This is a genomic window from Streptomyces sp. NPDC091280, from assembly GCF_044768565.1.
In the GTDB taxonomy this organism is placed as follows: domain Bacteria; phylum Actinomycetota; class Actinomycetes; order Streptomycetales; family Streptomycetaceae; genus Streptomyces.
Map to the genome: position 1 here is coordinate 212,327 of NZ_JBIVUZ010000010.1, position 15,595 is coordinate 227,921.

At 71.8% G+C, this 15,595-nt stretch carries 16 protein-coding genes; 10 read left to right on the forward strand and 6 right to left on the reverse strand.

From position 1 onward, the window contains the following. The first annotated feature begins 25 nt into the window (after window positions 1-25). Entirely contained in the window at window positions 26-874 is an 849-nt protein-coding gene (locus ACIQPR_RS29475; RefSeq protein ID WP_403654390.1) for a DUF4429 domain-containing protein, read from the forward strand. Window positions 875-922: 48 nt separating this feature from the next. On the opposite strand, the gene ACIQPR_RS29480 is transcribed toward ACIQPR_RS29475, so the two are convergent. Next, the gene (locus ACIQPR_RS29480; protein WP_403654392.1) at window positions 923-1,939 is read right to left on the reverse strand and encodes an aldo/keto reductase; all 1,017 of its coding nucleotides are present in this window, start codon (window positions 1,937-1,939) and stop codon (window positions 923-925) included. Continuing rightward, on the reverse strand, window positions 1,936-2,397 hold the full coding sequence (locus ACIQPR_RS29485) for a MerR family transcriptional regulator (protein ID WP_403654394.1): 462 nt from the start codon (window positions 2,395-2,397) through the stop codon (window positions 1,936-1,938). Before ACIQPR_RS29485 ends, ACIQPR_RS29480 begins: the two co-directional genes overlap by 4 nt. Before the next feature lie 95 nt (window positions 2,398-2,492). Here ACIQPR_RS29485 and ACIQPR_RS29490 point away from each other — a divergent pair, with 95 nt between their 5' ends. Further along, window positions 2,493-3,317, forward strand: coding sequence for a serine hydrolase domain-containing protein (locus ACIQPR_RS29490; protein WP_403654396.1), 825 nt, complete (start codon window positions 2,493-2,495; stop codon window positions 3,315-3,317). 16 nt (window positions 3,318-3,333) lie between these two features. Here ACIQPR_RS29490 and ACIQPR_RS29495 read toward each other — a convergent pair whose 3' ends face one another. Then, window positions 3,334-3,996 (reverse strand): pirin family protein, encoded by a 663-nt coding sequence (locus ACIQPR_RS29495; RefSeq protein WP_403654398.1) that lies wholly within the window; start codon window positions 3,994-3,996, stop codon window positions 3,334-3,336. A gap of 204 nt (window positions 3,997-4,200) precedes the next feature. Between ACIQPR_RS29495 and fasR the strand changes: the two genes are divergently transcribed. The 5 genes from fasR to fabF all read left to right on the forward strand — a co-directional run bounded on the left by fasR (window position 4,201) and on the right by fabF (window position 9,151). Further along, entirely contained in the window at window positions 4,201-5,406 is a 1,206-nt protein-coding gene (gene fasR, locus ACIQPR_RS29500) for a fatty acid biosynthesis transcriptional regulator FasR (RefSeq protein WP_403654400.1), read from the forward strand. 89 nt (window positions 5,407-5,495) lie between these two features. Beyond that, window positions 5,496-6,413 (forward strand): ACP S-malonyltransferase, encoded by a 918-nt coding sequence (locus tag ACIQPR_RS29505; protein ID WP_403654402.1) that lies wholly within the window; start codon window positions 5,496-5,498, stop codon window positions 6,411-6,413. 17 nt (window positions 6,414-6,430) lie between these two features. Then, window positions 6,431-7,429 (forward strand): ketoacyl-ACP synthase III, encoded by a 999-nt coding sequence (locus ACIQPR_RS29510; protein WP_403654404.1) that lies wholly within the window; start codon window positions 6,431-6,433, stop codon window positions 7,427-7,429. 83 nt (window positions 7,430-7,512) lie between these two features. After that, window positions 7,513-7,761, forward strand: a complete 249-nt coding sequence (locus ACIQPR_RS29515) for an acyl carrier protein (RefSeq protein ID WP_019067091.1) — start codon at window positions 7,513-7,515, stop codon at window positions 7,759-7,761. A gap of 118 nt (window positions 7,762-7,879) precedes the next feature. After that, the gene (gene fabF, locus ACIQPR_RS29520) at window positions 7,880-9,151 is read left to right on the forward strand and encodes a beta-ketoacyl-ACP synthase II (protein WP_403654406.1); all 1,272 of its coding nucleotides are present in this window, start codon (window positions 7,880-7,882) and stop codon (window positions 9,149-9,151) included. A 98-nt stretch (window positions 9,152-9,249) separates the two neighbouring features. Here fabF and ACIQPR_RS29525 read toward each other — a convergent pair whose 3' ends face one another. Further along, the gene (locus tag ACIQPR_RS29525) at window positions 9,250-9,744 is read right to left on the reverse strand and encodes a DUF3145 domain-containing protein (protein ID WP_317880013.1); all 495 of its coding nucleotides are present in this window, start codon (window positions 9,742-9,744) and stop codon (window positions 9,250-9,252) included. Window positions 9,745-9,991: 247 nt separating this feature from the next. Here ACIQPR_RS29525 and ACIQPR_RS29530 point away from each other — a divergent pair, with 247 nt between their 5' ends. Both ACIQPR_RS29530 and ACIQPR_RS29535 read left to right on the forward strand, forming a co-directional pair. Next, window positions 9,992-10,897, forward strand: coding sequence for an SGNH/GDSL hydrolase family protein (locus ACIQPR_RS29530; RefSeq protein ID WP_403654408.1), 906 nt, complete (start codon window positions 9,992-9,994; stop codon window positions 10,895-10,897). A 10-nt stretch (window positions 10,898-10,907) separates the two neighbouring features. After that, the gene (locus tag ACIQPR_RS29535; protein ID WP_403654410.1) at window positions 10,908-11,879 is read left to right on the forward strand and encodes an aldose epimerase family protein; all 972 of its coding nucleotides are present in this window, start codon (window positions 10,908-10,910) and stop codon (window positions 11,877-11,879) included. An 87-nt stretch (window positions 11,880-11,966) separates the two neighbouring features. Here ACIQPR_RS29535 and ACIQPR_RS29540 read toward each other — a convergent pair whose 3' ends face one another. Continuing rightward, window positions 11,967-14,453 (reverse strand): glycoside hydrolase family 3 protein, encoded by a 2,487-nt coding sequence (locus tag ACIQPR_RS29540; protein ID WP_403654412.1) that lies wholly within the window; start codon window positions 14,451-14,453, stop codon window positions 11,967-11,969. 64 nt (window positions 14,454-14,517) lie between these two features. Between ACIQPR_RS29540 and ACIQPR_RS29545 the strand changes: the two genes are divergently transcribed. Beyond that, window positions 14,518-15,093, forward strand: a complete 576-nt coding sequence (locus ACIQPR_RS29545) for a TetR/AcrR family transcriptional regulator (RefSeq protein WP_403654414.1) — start codon at window positions 14,518-14,520, stop codon at window positions 15,091-15,093. A gap of 15 nt (window positions 15,094-15,108) precedes the next feature. Here the strand turns inward: ACIQPR_RS29545 and ACIQPR_RS29550 are convergent, their stop codons facing one another. Further along, window positions 15,109-15,459 carry a YrdB family protein gene (locus ACIQPR_RS29550; protein WP_403654416.1) on the reverse strand — a complete coding sequence of 117 codons (351 nt, stop codon included), beginning with the start codon at window positions 15,457-15,459 and terminating at the stop codon, window positions 15,109-15,111. Window positions 15,460-15,595 lie beyond the last annotated feature (136 nt).

Sequence of the window (15,595 nt, forward strand, 5' to 3'; positions counted from 1 at the left end):
GACGGAGGAGTGTGTGCCGCCTACGATGAGCCGCATGGGTGACGTACTGGCCGGATTTCATGCCGCTTGGGAGTTCGAGTCCGACTCCGTGCGCATCCGCTACGAACGAGGCATTCGGACACCGAAGCTGTTCCAGGCGCTCGGTACCCGCGTGATCCCCTACGAGGCGATCGACACGGTGACCCTCGCCCCCGGCAAGCGCGGCACCGTCGTACTGCGCGCCGTACCGCGTCCCGGCGCCGACCCGCTCATGGAAGCGGCGGCCGGCCAGCTGAAGGAGGGCGGCGATCCCTATCAGCTGGTGCTGCCCGCCGAGCGCGAGACCCTCGCCGAGTACTACGCCGACGAGCTGCGCGCGCAGCTGAAACAGGACCGGGGTCCCGCCGAACGCTTCCTGGTGGCCGCGCCCGAGGTGCCCCTGCGCTTCAAGGCGTACGACGGCAAGGCGACCTTCGACGGGAAGACGGTCTCCTTCCGCTGGTTCTGGACCGGCGCCTCGTCGGCCAAGTGGAAGGCCGGCGACCAGAGCTTCCCGGTCGCCGGCCTCATCGGCGTCGAGTGGCGCTCCCCCGAGGTCTTCGAGGGGCATCTGCGGCTGCTGCGGGGGCCCGAGCCGCTGCTGCCGGTGGACCAGGACCCGGCGGCCGTGGTGTTCGGGCTGGGCTACGGCCCGGTGCACGAGTCGTTGCCGTTCGCGGCGGCGGTCCTGTCCGCGGTGCGCTCCGCGCGTCCAGCGGGTGTGGTCCCGGCCGGTCGGCGTGACCCCGCGGACATCGCCGAGCGGATCCGGCACCTTGGTGAGTTGCATGCGGCGGGGCTGGTGACGGACGAGGAGTTTTCCGCGAAGAAGGCGGAACTGCTGGCCGAGTTGTAGCCGCGGGTATGTCGTGGCCGGCCGCGCGGTTCCCCGCGCCCCTCTGTCCTACTCCCTGCTGAAAGAGGCGGAGGTCATGTCCGCGTACCGGTCGCCCGCGACCTTGTCGGCGATCGGCTCCAGCAGGGCCAGTTCCTCGTCGCTCAGGACGATCCGGGTCGCCGCCGTGTTCTCCTCCACCCGGGTGCGCTTGGTGGTGCCCGGGATCGGGACGACCGGGAGGCCGTGGACCTGGGCGCGCTGCTGGACCCAGGCCAGGGCGATCTGGCCGAGGGAGGCGCCGTGGGCGTCGGCGACCGTGCGGACCGGGTCCAGGAGCGCCGCGTTGGCCGCCGCGTTCTCGCCGGTGAAGCGGGGCTGCGTACGGCGGAAGTCGTCCTCCGTCAGATCCTGTTCGGCGTTGGCGAAGGAACCGGTGAGGAAGCCCCGGCCGAGCGGCGAGTACGGCACGACGGCCGAGCCGAGTTCGACGGCCGCCCCGACCATGCTGATCTCGACGTCCCGGCTGAACAGCGACCACTCCGACTGCACGGCGGCGATCGGATGCACGCTGTGCGCGGCGCGCAGCTCCGCGCCCGTGACCTCGCTCAGCCCGAGGTGCCTGACCTTGCCCTCGGCCACCAGCTCGGCCATCGCGCCGACGGTCTCCTCGATGGGGACGGCCGGGTCGCGGCGGTGCATGTAGTAGAGGTCGATGACATCGATGCCGAGCCGCCGCAGGCTCGCCTCGACGGCCTGGCGGATGTAGGGCCGGTCGTTGCGGATGACCCGCCGGGTGGGCTCGCCGGGCGGGACGGACATGGCGAACTTGGTGGCGATGACGACCTCGTCGCGGTGCGCCTTGAAGAACGGCGCGAGGAACCGCTCGTTCTCCCCCATGCCGTACATGTCCGCGGTGTCGTAGAAGGTCACGCCGAGTTCCAGCGCCCGGTCCAGGGCGGCCAGCGACTCCTTGGCGTCGACGGGGCCGTAGGCGAAGCTCATGCCCATGCAGCCCAGGCCCTGGACGCCGACCTCGGGGCCGTCCGCGCCGAGTCGTGCGGTCGGGATCGTGGGGTCGGTCATCCCGCTTTCTCCTTCTCGTAGGCGTGGGCGTCGCCGTAGAAGGCGATCTTCCGGTCGAGCACGGCGAGGGTGTCGCGCAGTTCGTCGATCCTGGCGAGGACGTCCCGGCGGGTGGCTTCGAGGAGTTCGAAACGGTCGGCGTAGGTGTGCTCGCCCTCGCGGACCAGTTCGGCGTAGCGGACCATGTCGGCGACCGGCATGCCGGTCAGGCGGAGCTTGCCGACGAGGTCGAGCCAGTCGAGGTCGCGGTTGCAGTAGCGGCGCTGGCCGGTGTGCGAGCGGTCGACGTGCGGCATCAGCCCGATCCGCTCGTACCAGCGCAGGGTGTGTGCCGTCAGGCCGGTGAAGGCGACGACCTCGCTGATCGTGTAGCTGTCCGCGCCGTCGGGGCGCCGCTCGGCCTGTGGCGGGCCCGCGCAGCTGTCGGTCCTGGTACCCGTGGTCTCCATCACCGTCATGACCACCACGCTATGGCCTTGGAGTGCGCTCCAAGCAAGCGGAACCGGTAAGAAATCGGCGGGACGGCCGAGACCGAGCGCTTAGGCTCGACGGCATGTCCTTGCAGAGCCTCGCGTTGATCGAGAACTGGCCGGTGCCGACCGCGGCGGCGGGAGCCGTACGAGCCGACGGTACCGTCCTCGGGAGCCACGGCCCCACCACCCACCGCTTCCCGCTCGCCTCGGTCACCAAGCCGCTCGCGGCCTATGCCGTCCTCGTGGCCTACGAGGAGGGCGCCGTCGACCTGGACGAGCCGGCCGGCCCGCCCGGCTCCACCGTGCGCCACCTCCTCGCCCACACCTCGGGGCTGGCCTTCGACGAGCACCGCGTGACGGCCCCGCCCGGAGAGCGCCGGCTGTACTCGAACGCGGGTTTCGAGCAGCTCGGCGACCACATCGCGAAGGCCACGGAGATCGAGTTCGCGGAGTATCTGCGCCAGGCGGTCCTGGCCCCCCTGGGCATGAACGCGACGACCCTCGACGGCTCCCCGGCGAAGGACGGCGTCTCGACGGTCGAGGACCTCCTCCGCTTCGCCGCCGAACTCCAGTCCCCCCGCCTCCTCGACCCGCGCACGGTCGCCGCGGCGATGACGGTCCAGTACCCCGGCACCAAGGGCGTCCTGCCCGGCTACGGCCACCAGAACCCCAACGACTGGGGCCTCGGCTTCGAGATCCGCGACTCCAAGTCCCCGCACTGGACGGGGAGTTCGTCCTCGCCGCGCACCTTCGGCCACTTCGGCCAGTCCGGCACGTTCCTGTGGGTGGACCCGGCGGCGGACACGGCCTGCGTGGCCCTGACGGACCGCGCGTTCGGACCGTGGGCGGTGGAGGCGTGGCCGACGTTCACGGACGCGGTCCTGACCGAACTCCGCACCCCCTAGGCCGTATCCGCGCCCTCTAGAGCATCTCCCACATCAACACCTCGGCCCCGCCCGCCCCTTCCACCGCTTCGACCGCCAGATCCCGCGCGTCCGTGAGACGAGCGGCGTCCCCCGGCCCCAACTCGGCTCCGCCCAGCCGCACTTCACCGCGCACCACATGCACATACACATGCGCCGCGTCCGGTACGGCGGTGCGCTCGCCCGGGACCAGCCGCCGCACGTGCAGCATCGCGCCGGCCTCCGGCACCGCGTAGGGGGTGGAGTCGGCGATGCCGTGGACGATCTCGTACGAGGGTTCGCCGCCCGGCTCCAGGGGTGCCAGCCACATCTGCACGAAGGTCAGGGGCGAGTCGCCGTCGTTGCGCTCGACGTGCCGCACACCGGCCGCCGAACTGAGCCGCTGCACGTCACCGGGGCGGACCCGGGTCAGCCGGCCCGTGGAGTCGCGGTGGCTCAACTCGCCCTCCACCACCCAGGTGACGATCTCGGTGTGGCTGTGCGGGTGTTCGTCGAACCCGGCGCCCGGGGCGAGCCGTTCCTCGTTGCAGGCGAGGACGGCACCGAACCGGAGGTTGTCGGGGTCGTAGTGCGGCCCGAAGGAGAAGGCGTGCCATGACTCGATCCCGGCCGCGGGGTCCCCTCCGGGGTAGCGCTCGGCGGAGCGCCGTACGTCCATCACACCCACCACGGTAGTCGCGCCGGCGGCACGGGCCCACCCACTCCCACCATCCCCACGCGCCGGCCGAGAGGGAGCCGCGGGGGCGCGCCGGGGTCGAGAGGCCCGGCGCGCGGAGGCCCGAAGGGCTGAGCACGGTGGGCCTCTCGACCCCGGCTTGAAGCGCCCCGAAGGCGACCGAACCAACGGATGGTGCAGTCTTGTCACGTGCCCGAACCCGAAACCACCGAACCCGCAGGCCCCCTGCCCCGCGCCCACTCGCACCCGGCGACCCTCAAGCGGCTGGAGCAGTCGTCCGGGAGTCTCGCCGCCCAGGCCATCGCGCGCATGGACGAGTCGCTGCCGTGGTACCGGGCGATGCCGCCGGAGAACCGCTCCTGGATCGGGCTGGTCGCGCAGGCCGGTATCGCCGCGTTCACCGAGTGGTTCCGGCGTCCGGACGCCCCGCAGGCCATCTCCACCGATGTCTTCGGTACGGCGCCCCGCGAGCTGACCCGGGCCATCACGCTGCGCCAGACCGTGGAGATGGTGCGTACGACGATCGAGGTCATGGAGTCCGCGATCGACGAGGTCGCGGCGCCCGGCGACGAGTCCGTGCTGCGTGAGGCGCTGTTGGTGTACGCCCGGGAGATCGCCTTCGCGACCGCCCAGGTCTACGCGCAGGCCGCCGAGGCGCGCGGCGCCTGGGACGCGCGGCTGGAGTCACTGGTCGTGAACGCCGTGCTGAGCGGCGAGGCCGACGAGGGGGCCGTCTCGCGGGCCGCCGCGCTCGGCTGGAACTCGCCCGAGCATGTGTGCGTGGTGCTCGGCACCGCCCCGGACGGCGACAGCGAGCTGACGGTCGAGGCGATCCGCCGGGCCGCCCGGCACGCCAAGCTCCAGGTGCTGACCGGGGTGCTCGGCGACCGGCTCGTGGTGATCGCGGGCGGCGACGACAACCCCCTCGCCGTGGCCAAGTCGCTGATCGGGCCCTATGCGGCCGGACCCGTGGTCGCGGGGCCGATCGTGCCCGACCTCCTCGCCGCGACCCGGTCCGCGCAGGCCGCCGCGGCCGGGCTGAAGGCCTGCTCCGCCTGGCAGGACGCACCGCGCCCGGTGCTGGCGGACGACCTGCTTCCGGAACGCGCGATGGCCGGTGATCCCAGTGCGCGCGACCAGTTGGTGGAGGAGATCTACAGACCGCTGGAGGAGGCCGGGTCCGCGCTCCTGGAGACGCTCAGTGTCTATCTGGAGCAGGCGAGCAGCCTCGAAGGCGCGGCACGCATGCTGTTCGTCCATCCCAACACCGTGCGCTACCGGCTTCGACGTGTGACTGACGTCACCGGCTGGTCGCCGTCCGATGTACGCTCCGCGTTCACACTGCGGATCGCGCTGATCCTGGGGCGTCTGGCCGATGGAGATCTCCAGACCTAGCTTTTTGTAGGGGCCCCACAAAACCCCCTCGTGTTCTTCGTCCCTGTCCCCACGGGCGGCCGTGCCCGTCCCCAAGAGAGAGTGTGAGAGTGCTCGTACTCGTCGCTCCCGGCCAGGGCGCCCAGACGCCCGGCTTCCTGACCCCCTGGCTCGACCTCCCCGGTGTCGAGGACCGTCTGCGTGCCCTCTCGGCCGCCGTCGACCTCGATCTGGTGCACTACGGCACGAAGGCCGACGCGGACGAGATCCGTGACACCGCCGTCGCCCAGCCGCTGCTGGTCGCCGCCGGCCTGGTCTCCGCGACCGCGCTCGGCGAGGTGTCCCCGGGCGCCGTCGCCGGACACAGCGTCGGCGAGATCACCGCCGCCGTCCTCGCCGGTGTCCTCGACGACACGGCCGCGCTGACCCTCGTACGCAAGCGGGGTCTGGCGATGGCCGAGGCCGCCGCGATCACCGCGACCGGGATGGCCGCGCTGCTCGGCGGGGACCACGACACGACCGTCGCGCACCTGGAGAAGCTGGGCCTGACCCCGGCCAACGTGAACGGCGCGGGCCAGATCGTGGCCGCCGGCACGCTGGAGCAGATCGCCGCGCTGGAGGCCGACAAGCCCGAGGGCGTGCGCCGGGTCGTGCCGCTGAAGGTGGCCGGCGCGTTCCACACGGCGCACATGGCCCCGGCGGTCGACGCGCTCGCCGAGGCGGCGCGCGCGCTGACGCCCGCCGACCCGAAGTCGACGTACGTCTCGAACAAGGACGGCAGGGCGGTCGCCACCGGCGCCGAGGTGCTGGAACGTCTCGTCGGCCAGGTCGCCAACCCGGTCCGCTGGGACCTGTGCATGGAGACCTTCAAGGAACTCGGCGTCACCGCGCTCCTGGAGGTGTGCCCCGGCGGCACCCTGACCGGTCTCGCCAAGCGTGCCCTGCCCGGCGTCAAGACGCTGGCCCTGAAGACCCCCGACGACCTGGACGCGGCCCGCGCGCTCATCACCGAGCACGCCGACGCCTGACGAAGGAGCCGTAGAACATGTCGACGAAGATCAAGCCGGCCAAGGGCGCCCCGTACGCGCGCATCCTCGGTGTGGGCGGCTACCGGCCGGTGCGGGTGGTGCCGAACGAGGTGATCCTGGAGACGATCGACTCGTCCGACGAGTGGATCCGCTCGCGGTCCGGTATCGAGACCCGGCACTGGGCGAACGACGAGGAGACCGTCGCCGCGATGTCCGTCGAGGCGTCCGGCAAGGCCATCGCCGACGCGGGGATCTCCGCCGAGCAGATCGGCGGCGTGATCGTGTCGACGGTCTCGCACTTCAAGCAGACCCCGGCCGTGGCGACGGAGATCGCCGACAAGCTGGGCACGAACAAGGCCGCCGCGTTCGACATCTCGGCGGGCTGCGCGGGCTTCGGCTACGGCCTGACGCTCGCCAAGGGCATGGTCGTCGAGGGCAGCGCCGAGTACGTGCTGGTCATCGGCGTGGAGCGGCTGTCCGACCTGACCGACCTGGAGGACCGCGCGACGGCCTTCCTGTTCGGCGACGGCGCGGGCGCGGTGGTGGTCGGCCCCTCGAAGGAGCCGGCGATCGGCCCGACCGTGTGGGGCTCGGAGGGCGACAAGTCCGAGACCATCAAGCAGACCGTGCCGTGGACCGAGTACGACTCCACGGGCAAGTTCCCTGCGATCACGCAGGAGGGCCAGGCGGTGTTCCGCTGGGCCGTGTTCGAGATGGCGAAGGTCGCCCAGCAGGCGCTGGACGCGGCCGGGATCACCCCGGACGACCTGGATGTCTTCATTCCCCACCAGGCCAACGAGCGGATCATCGACTCGATGGTGAAGACGCTGAAACTTCCCGAGCACGTCACGGTCGCGCGTGACGTTCGCACCACCGGCAACACCTCGGCCGCCTCGATTCCGCTCGCTATGGAGCGGCTTCTGGCGACCGGCGAGGCGAAGAGCGGCGACACCGCGCTCGTCATCGGCTTCGGGGCGGGTCTCGTGTACGCCGCGACGGTCGTTACCCTCCCCTAGGCACTCCGTGCCGGATCATCATCGGATCCGGTGCAGGAGAAGCACCGCCACACCCTCTGGATCACATAGAAGGAGCGCCTGACATGGCCGCCACTCAGGAAGAGATCGTCGCCGGTCTCGCCGACATCGTGAACGAGATCGCCGGCATCCCGGTTGAGGACGTCCAGCTGGACAAGTCCTTCACCGACGACCTGGACGTCGACTCGCTGTCCATGGTCGAGGTCGTCGTCGCCGCCGAAGAGCGCTTCGACGTCAAGATCCCCGACGAGGACGTCAAGAACCTCAAGACGGTCGGCGACGCGACCGACTACATCCTCAAGAACCAGGGCTGAGCCACCCCGTAGGCCCGGACCACCACCAGGCCCGAGCCACCCCCTAGGCCCGGCTGCATGGCCCCGCCACCCGGCGGTGGCGCCGCTTAATCCTCGTACCGTTGGAGAGAGAATTCCCGTGAGCCCGACCAATCGCACCGTGGTCGTCACCGGTATCGGCGCAACCACACCGCTGGGTGGCGACGCAGCCTCGACCTGGGAGGGTCTGATCGCCGGCAAGTCCGGCGTGCGGGCCCTCGACCAGGAGTGGGCCGCCGAGCAGGCGGTCCGTATCGCCGCGCCGGCCGCCGTGGACCCCTCCGAGGTGATCCCGCGTCCGCAGGCCCGCCGTCTCGACCGCTCGGCGCAGTTCGCGCTGATCGCGGCCAAGGAGGCGTGGGCCGACGCCGGCTTCACCGACAAGGCCGGTGAGGACGAGGCCGTCGACCCCGACCGCCTGGGCACCGTCATCGCCTCCGGCATCGGCGGTGTGACGACCCTCCTCGACCAGTACGACGTGCTCAAGGAGAAGGGCGTCCGCCGCGTCTCCCCGCACACCGTCCCCATGCTGATGCCGAACGGCCCGTCCGCCAACGTGGGTCTGCTCGTGGGCGCCCGCGCGGGTGTGCACACGCCGGTCTCCGCGTGCGCGTCCGGCGCCGAGGCCATCGGCTACGCCATCGAGATGATCCGCACCGGCCGCGCCGACGTCGTCGTCGCGGGTGGCACGGAGGCGGCCATCCACCCCCTGCCCATCGCCGCGTTCGGCAACATGATGGCGATGTCCAAGAACAACGACGACCCGCAGGGCGCCTCGCGTCCCTACGACACCGCGCGTGACGGCTTCGTCCTCGGCGAGGGCGCGGGCGTCCTGGTCCTGGAGTCCGCCGAGCACGCGCAGCGACGCGGTGCCCGTGTCTACGCCGAGGCGGTCGGACAGGGCATCTCCGCCGACGGCCACGACATCGTGCAGCCGGAGCCGGAGGGCCGCGGTATCTCGCAGGCCCTGAAGCACCTGCTCGGCAGCACCGACCTGGACCCGGCGGAGATCGTGCACGTGAACGCGCACGCGACCTCGACGCCGGCCGGTGACGTGGCCGAACTGAAGGCGCTGCGCAAGGTGTTCGGCGACGACGCCGACCACATGGCGGTCTCGGCGACCAAGTCGATGACCGGTCACCTGCTGGGCGGCGCGGGCGGTGTCGAGTCGGTCGCGACCGTCCTCGCGCTGTACCACCGCATCGCCCCGCCGACCATCAACGTCGACAACCTCGACCCGGAGGCGGAGGCCAACGCGGACGTGGTCCGCGGCGAGGCCCGCAAGCTGCCGGTCGAGGGCCGTATCGCCGCGCTGAACGACTCGTTCGGCTTCGGCGGGCACAACGTGGTGCTGGCGTTCCGCACGGTCTGAGAACTCCCCGTACGACGCTGAGGGCCCCCACCGGTCGGTGGGGGCCCTCGGCGCGTACTGGAACGGGACCGTGTGCTGGGACGGGACTCAGACGGGACTCAGACCACCTGGTGCAGCCAGCGCACCGGGGCGCCCTCGCCCGCGTACCTGAACGGCTCCAGCTCGTCGTCCCAGGGCTTGCCGAGCAGCTTGGCGATGTCGGCCTCCAGGTCCGTCTCGCCCTGCTGGGACCTCGTCAGGGCCGCGCGCAGGCGGTCCTCCGGGATGAGGATGTCGCCGTGGATGCCGGTGACGGCGTGGAAGATGCCGAGTTCGGGGGTGCAGCTGTAGCGCTCGCCCTCGGCGGTGGGGCAGGGCTCCGCGGTGACCTCGAAGCGCAGGAGGTGCCAGCCGCGCAGCGCGGACGCCAGTTTGGAGGCGGTGCCGGCCTCCGCCTGCCAGGAGAATTCGGAGCGCCAGGTTCCGGGCGCCGCGGGCTGCCGGATCCAGTCGAGGCTGACGCGCGTGCCGAGCACCCCGGCGACGGCCCACTCGACGTGCGGGCACAGCGCGCGCGGCGCGGAGTGCACGTACAGAACTCCACGTGTCGTCACCGGGACCTCCGGACAGAGCGGGGCATCTTGCTGACTGGCAAACGGCGGTGGCGGGGCAGCCACGTTGAGGGCGAGGCTACCGTGCGGCGGCGCGCGGAGTGTGACGTACCGTCCCTCCAGGTGCCAGGAAACCCCGCCATTCACCCATGGGGACGCTTGTACGGGGTGAGTCGTTGCATCGGGCGGCCGCGGGAACCATGACGCGTTGTTATGGGTTGAGACCGTTATGGAGGGGATGGGTCTCAACATGCGTATGCGACGTCGTCGTTCACGGGCCGCGCTCGCCCTCGTGACAGCGGCCGTGCTGGGCGCGGCCGGCTGCGACTCGGGCGGGGGCGCGTCCTCGGCCGCCCACAGCAGAAGCGGTACGGCGACGAAGGCGAAGCCCTCGCCGACCCCGGTGTGGGACCGCAGCCCGTCCTCGGTCGCGGCGGTCGGCGACTCCATCACCCGTGGTTTCGACGCCTGTACGGTCCTGTCGGACTGCCCGGAGGTGTCCTGGGCGACGGGCACCGAGTCCTCGGTCGACAGTCTCGCGGTCCGGCTGCTGGGCAGGACCGGGGCGGCCGAGCGGAGTTGGAACTACGCGGAGACCGGCGCCCGGATGGCCGACCTGCCCGCCCAGATCACCCAGGCGGTCGCCCACGGACCGCAGTTGGTCACGGTGATGATGGGCGCCAACGACGCCTGCCGGGCCTCGGCCTCGGCGATGACCTCGGTCGCCGACTTCCGCACCGGGTTCGAGACCTCGCTGAAGTCCCTGCGCCGGGCCCTGCCGAAGACGCAGGTCTACGTCGCGAGCGTGCCGAATCTCAAGCGGCTCTGGTCGCAGGGGCGCACCAACCCGCTGGGCAGGGCGGTGTGGCAGCTGGGCATCTGTCCCTCGATGCTGGCCGACGCGGACGCCCTGGACTCGGCGGCCACCGAGCGGCGCGACGCCGTGCAGGACCGGGTGGAGGCGTACAACAAGGTCCTGGAGCAGGTGTGCGCGACGGACGTCCGCTGCCGGTTCGACGACAACGCGGTCTACGACTACCGCTTCGACACGGACCAGTTGAGCCACTGGGACTGGTTCCACCCGAGCAAGGACGGTCAGGCGAAGCTCGCGGCGATGGCCTACCGGCGGATCACCGCCCCCGAACCCGTGACCTAGGGTTTCCCTCATGAACGAACTTTTCGGCACGCTTCCCGACGGCACCCCCGTGCACCGCTGGACGCTGGAGCGGGCGGGCGTACGGGTCCGGGTGCTGTCGTACGGCGGGATCGTGCAGTCGGTGGAGGTCCCGGACCGGGCCGGGCGCGCGGCGGACGTGGTGCTCGGGTTCGCGGCCCTGGACGGCTATCTCGCGCACCCGGAGCCGTATCTCGGCGCGCTGGTCGGCCGGTACGCGAACCGGATCGCGGGCGGCCGTTTCGCGCTGGAGGGCGTGATCTGCTCGCTGGCGCGGAACAACGGGCCGAACTCCCTGCACGGCGGCGAGCGCGGCTTCGACAAGCGGGTGTGGGACGTCGAGCCGGTCGGGCACGGGGTGCGGCTGAGCCGGGTCAGCGAGGACGGCGAGGAGGGCTTCCCGGGGCGGCTGGACGTCTCGGTGACGTACACGCTGGACGCGTCGGGCGCGCTGCGCATCGCCTACGAGGCGACGACGGACGCGCCCACCGTCGTGAACCTCACCAACCACAGCTACTTCGACCTGAGCGGCTCCGGCGGCGCGGCCGGGCACGAACTGCGGCTCGCCGCCTCGCGGTTCACGCCGGTGGACGCGGACCTGATCCCGACCGGCACGCTCGACGACGTCACCGGTACCCGCTTCGACTTCCGCGAGTCCCGGAAGGTCGGCGGCGGCTACGACCACAACTTCGCGCTCGACAAGGGGCTGACGCCCGCCCCGGTGGAGATCGCCGAGCTGCACGACCCGGCGTCCGGCCGGGTGCTGACGATCGCGACGACCGAGCCCGGCGTCCAGCTCTACACCGCCGACCATCTGAGCGACCCGTTCGCCCCGGGCGCCGGGATCGCCCTGGAGACCCAGCACTTCCCGGACTCCCCGAACCGCCCCGAGTTCCCGAGCACGGTGCTGCGGCCCGGCGGGACCTACCGCTCGGAGACGGTCTACGCCTTCTCGGCCCGCTGACCGGGTCGCCGGCGCGGGGAGGTAATGAGCCCCGGTCCAGGGGTCAGGTCCCGGACCGGGGCTGTCCGTGGGGAGACGGCTCCCGGGTCAGACGTTAATCGTCGTGGCGAGCCTGCGGTCCGCGATCGAGCGGCCCGCCTGGATCTCGTACGAACCCTTTACAACTGCCCACCTGTTCGCCGTCTCATCCCAGATCTCGAAAGATCGGCGCGGGAGTTCGATCCGCACCTCGACGCTCTCGCCGGGCCCGGCCTCGGCCCCGGCGAACCCGGCCAGCCAACGGCCCGGACGCTCCGGGTCGTGCGCGGTCGGCGCCAGATAGAGCTGGACGACCTCACGCCCGTGCCGCGCGCCGGAGTTGGTGACGCGCACGGTGACGGACGAGCTGTCGGCCTTGATGTCGTCGTAGGTCCAGTCGGTGTAGCCGAGACCGTGTCCGAAGGGGTACGACGGTGTACGGCCCGCCCGCTCCCAGGCGCGGTAGCCGATGAACACGCCCTCGGTGTACGGGAGTTCGCCGTTCTCGGGGAGCACTCGGCTGACCGGGGCGGCGGCGAGGGAGCCCCAGGTGGTGGGGAGCCGGCCGCCGGGTTCATGGGTTCCGGTGAGGACGTCGGCGAGGGCGGCACCGGCCTCCTGGCCGGGGAACCAGCCGAGCAGCACGGCGGCGACCTCCTCGCGCCAGGGCAGTTCGACCGGCGAGCCGGAGTTGACGATCACGACGGTGTTCGGATTGGCGGCGGCGACGGCGTGCACCAGGTCGTCCTGGCGTCCCGGCAGCCGGAGGTCCGTGCGGTCGTAGCCCTCCGACTCGACCCGCTCGGTGGTGGCGACCACGACGACGGCGGTGTCGGCGGCGCGGGCCGCCGCGACGGCCTCGGCGATCAGTTCGTCGGGGTCGCGCCGCGGTACCTGGTGGGCGAGCGTGAAGCCGACGACCCGCAGGGGGATGCCGACGGGCTGGGCGACGGTGTGGCGCAGCGACACCTCGACCGGACGGTCCGCGGCGAGTTCGACCACGGCCCGGGGTTCGGGGGCGCCGAAGAAGGAGATGAACGGGTCGTCCTCGACCGGGCGTTGGACGTCGTCGTAGTACGCCGTGCCGTCGACGGTGAGGGTGAACGCGCCGATGCCCGTGATGCCGAAGGTGTGCGGGCCGGTGGCGCGCGGGGTGAAGGTGCCGGTGAGTTCGACGGTGTGCAGGGTGTCGTGGGTGACGCCCTCGGGCAGGTCCGAACCCATCCACTTGATCTGCCCGTCGGGTACGGGCACGGTCGCGAGGACCCGGTCCGCCGTGTCCCGGCAGATCGCGCGCAGCGTGAACCCCTGGTCGGCGACGCCGAGTTCGGTGTTCGGGTCGGCGCCCACGGTGTAGGTCAGGGCGCCTTCGGGGAGTGCGGCGGTGAGCCCGTCGAGCGGCGAGACGGTCCGGGCCGGGAAGACGGTGGCGGAACCGCCGCCGAGGACGCGGGCGTCACGGGCGGCGGCGCCGCTGAGCGCCACGGTCGTCCGCGGCTTCAGCGGAAGGGCGGCGCCCTCGTTGCGCACGAGGACGAAGGAGCGGCGGGCGATCTCGCGGGCGAGGGCCGTTCCGTCGACGGGGGACGGGAGTTCGGCCCGCGCGACGACGGGTTCGGCGCCGGCCAGGACGCCGACGCGGGCGGCGAGCCGCAGCACGTTCCGTACGGCGGAGTCGACGAGCGCCTCGGTGACCTCGCCCTCGCGCACGGCGCGGGCGAGCGCCTTCCCGTACACGGTCTTCGGTCCGGGCATGGCGACGTCGAGACCGCCCTCGACGGCGCCGACGGTGGAGCGGGCGGCGGTCCAGTCCGAGACGTTGAAGCCGTCGAACCCCCATTCGCCGCGCAGGACGTCGTTCACCAAGCGGCGGTGTTCGGTCATCGTCGTGCCGTTGACCGTGTTGTAGGCGGTCATGACGCCCCAGGGGCGGGCCTGTTGGACGATGGCTTCGAAGGGGGCCAAGTACAGCTCGCGCAGGGCGCGTTGGGAGATCAGGTTGTTCACGGTGAAGCGTTCGGTCTCGGCGTCGTTGGCGACGAAGTGCTTGACGGTGGTGCCGACGCCCCCCGACTGCACACCGGCCACGTACCCGGCGCCGATCCGCCCGGTGAGGTACGGGTCCTCGCTGTAGGCCTCGAAGTGCCGGCCGCCGAGCGGGGACCGGTGCAGGTTGACCGTGGGCGCGAGCAGCACGTGCACGCCCTTGCGGCGGGCCTCCTGGGCGAGCAGCGCACCGGCGCGGTGGGCGAGTGCGGGGTCCCAGGCGGCGGCGAGCGCGGTCGGGGAGGGCAGCGCGACGGAGGGGTCGTCGGCGGTCCAGTGCCGTCCCCGGACGCCGATGGGACCGTCGGACATGACGAGGGAGGTCAGCCCGATCTCCGGGAGCGCGGGCAGGGACCACATGTCCTGGCCGGCCAGCAGCCGGGTCTTGGCGTCGAGATCGAGCGCGGCGAGGGCCGCCTCGACGACTGCTTCACGCGCTGCACGCGCTTCGTGGGTCTCCGCCACCGCGGCGCCTCCTCGTCGAGTCCGTCCTGTGCGCTGCGCCTCCATCGTGCATCGCTCACCTGTAGATCGGTAGGTATCGTGACCTTGCCGTTATTTTCGCGAGGGGCGGATGTCGTACGGTGACGCCATGAACGCCAGGGCCAAGAGTGCGGAGCGGCGCGCCGAGATCGTGCGGGCGGCGCTGGAGGTGATCGCCGAGCGGGGCTACCGGGGCGCGAGCCTGGCGGCGGTGGCGGAGCGGGTCGGGCTGACCCAGCAGGGCCTGCTGCACCACTTCCCCACGAAGGACGCGCTGCTCGTGGCCGTCCTGGAGGAACGGGACCGGTGGGACGCGATCCCGGACAGCCGCTGGCCGATCGACCTGCTGGCGTCCCTGGTCGAGTACAACGCGATGCGGCCGGCGATCATCCAGACCTTCTCCGCGCTGCTCGGCGAGAGCGTCACGGAGGGGCACCCGGCCCGCGACTACTTCACCGCGAGGTACGCCCGGGTACGGGCGGGCATGGCGGACGTACTGCGCGCCGAATACGGCGACACCCTGCCGAACGGCCTCACCCCCGAGCGCACGGCCCCCCTGCTGGTGGCGGTGATGGACGGCCTCCAGTACCAGTGGCTACTGGACCCGGAGTCGGTGGACATGCCGGCTGCGTTCCGCGACTTCGTGACGCTGCTGGGCGAGCGATGACATCCCCCGACTCCCCTACACCTGCCGCCAGATGACGGCGAGCGCCTTGCTCACCACACACACCAGAGCCAGGACGAGGGCCCAGTCGTAGGCCCCGGCGAAGCCCAGCGCCACGACGCCGGCGCCGAACCACACCGCCTCGAACACCACCCGGCCGGCGCCACGGGTCTTGAACCTGGCCTTGGGCGAACCGCACAGCCCCCACGACACAGCGAGCACGACAGGCGCGCCGAGCCCGAGCAGCCAGATCAGCGGGGTCGCGAGATCCCGGGTGAACCCCCAGTAGGAAACGGCGACCAGGGCACCGAGCTCGATGGCGAAGAGCACGCCCAGATTCGCCGCCTGCGCGGTCTTCACTGCCGTCATGAGCGGCAGTATCCCCCGGAAGGGATCACTCCGCCCCGCCCGAGGAGGCAGGGTGTCGGACCGTCCCCGGCCGTCGCACCCGTGGCGTAGACCACTCCCGTCACGCGATACTGCGGCCGTCCGGCACCGCACCCCA

Bases quoted from the DNA above. Each gene is read 5' to 3' on its own strand.
- ACIQPR_RS29515 (WP_019067091.1), top strand. From the start codon at position 7,513: ATGGCCGCCACTCAGGAAGAGATCGTCGCCGGTCTCGCCGACATCGTG.
- ACIQPR_RS29530 (WP_403654408.1), top strand. From the start codon at position 9,992: ATGCGTATGCGACGTCGTCGTTCACGGGCCGCGCTCGCCCTCGTGACA.
- ACIQPR_RS29540 (WP_403654412.1), bottom strand. From the start codon at position 14,453: ATGGAGGCGCAGCGCACAGGACGGACTCGACGAGGAGGCGCCGCGGTG.
- ACIQPR_RS29480 (WP_403654392.1), bottom strand. From the start codon at position 1,939: ATGACCGACCCCACGATCCCGACCGCACGACTCGGCGCGGACGGCCCC.
- ACIQPR_RS29510 (WP_403654404.1), top strand. From the start codon at position 6,431: ATGTCGACGAAGATCAAGCCGGCCAAGGGCGCCCCGTACGCGCGCATC.
- ACIQPR_RS29545 (WP_403654414.1), top strand. From the start codon at position 14,518: ATGTCGTACGGTGACGCCATGAACGCCAGGGCCAAGAGTGCGGAGCGG.
- ACIQPR_RS29535 (WP_403654410.1), top strand. From the start codon at position 10,908: ATGAACGAACTTTTCGGCACGCTTCCCGACGGCACCCCCGTGCACCGC.
- ACIQPR_RS29550 (WP_403654416.1), bottom strand. From the start codon at position 15,459: ATGACGGCAGTGAAGACCGCGCAGGCGGCGAATCTGGGCGTGCTCTTC.
- ACIQPR_RS29485 (WP_403654394.1), bottom strand. From the start codon at position 2,397: ATGACGGTGATGGAGACCACGGGTACCAGGACCGACAGCTGCGCGGGC.
- ACIQPR_RS29490 (WP_403654396.1), top strand. From the start codon at position 2,493: ATGTCCTTGCAGAGCCTCGCGTTGATCGAGAACTGGCCGGTGCCGACC.
- ACIQPR_RS29475 (WP_403654390.1), top strand. From the start codon at position 26: ATGAGCCGCATGGGTGACGTACTGGCCGGATTTCATGCCGCTTGGGAG.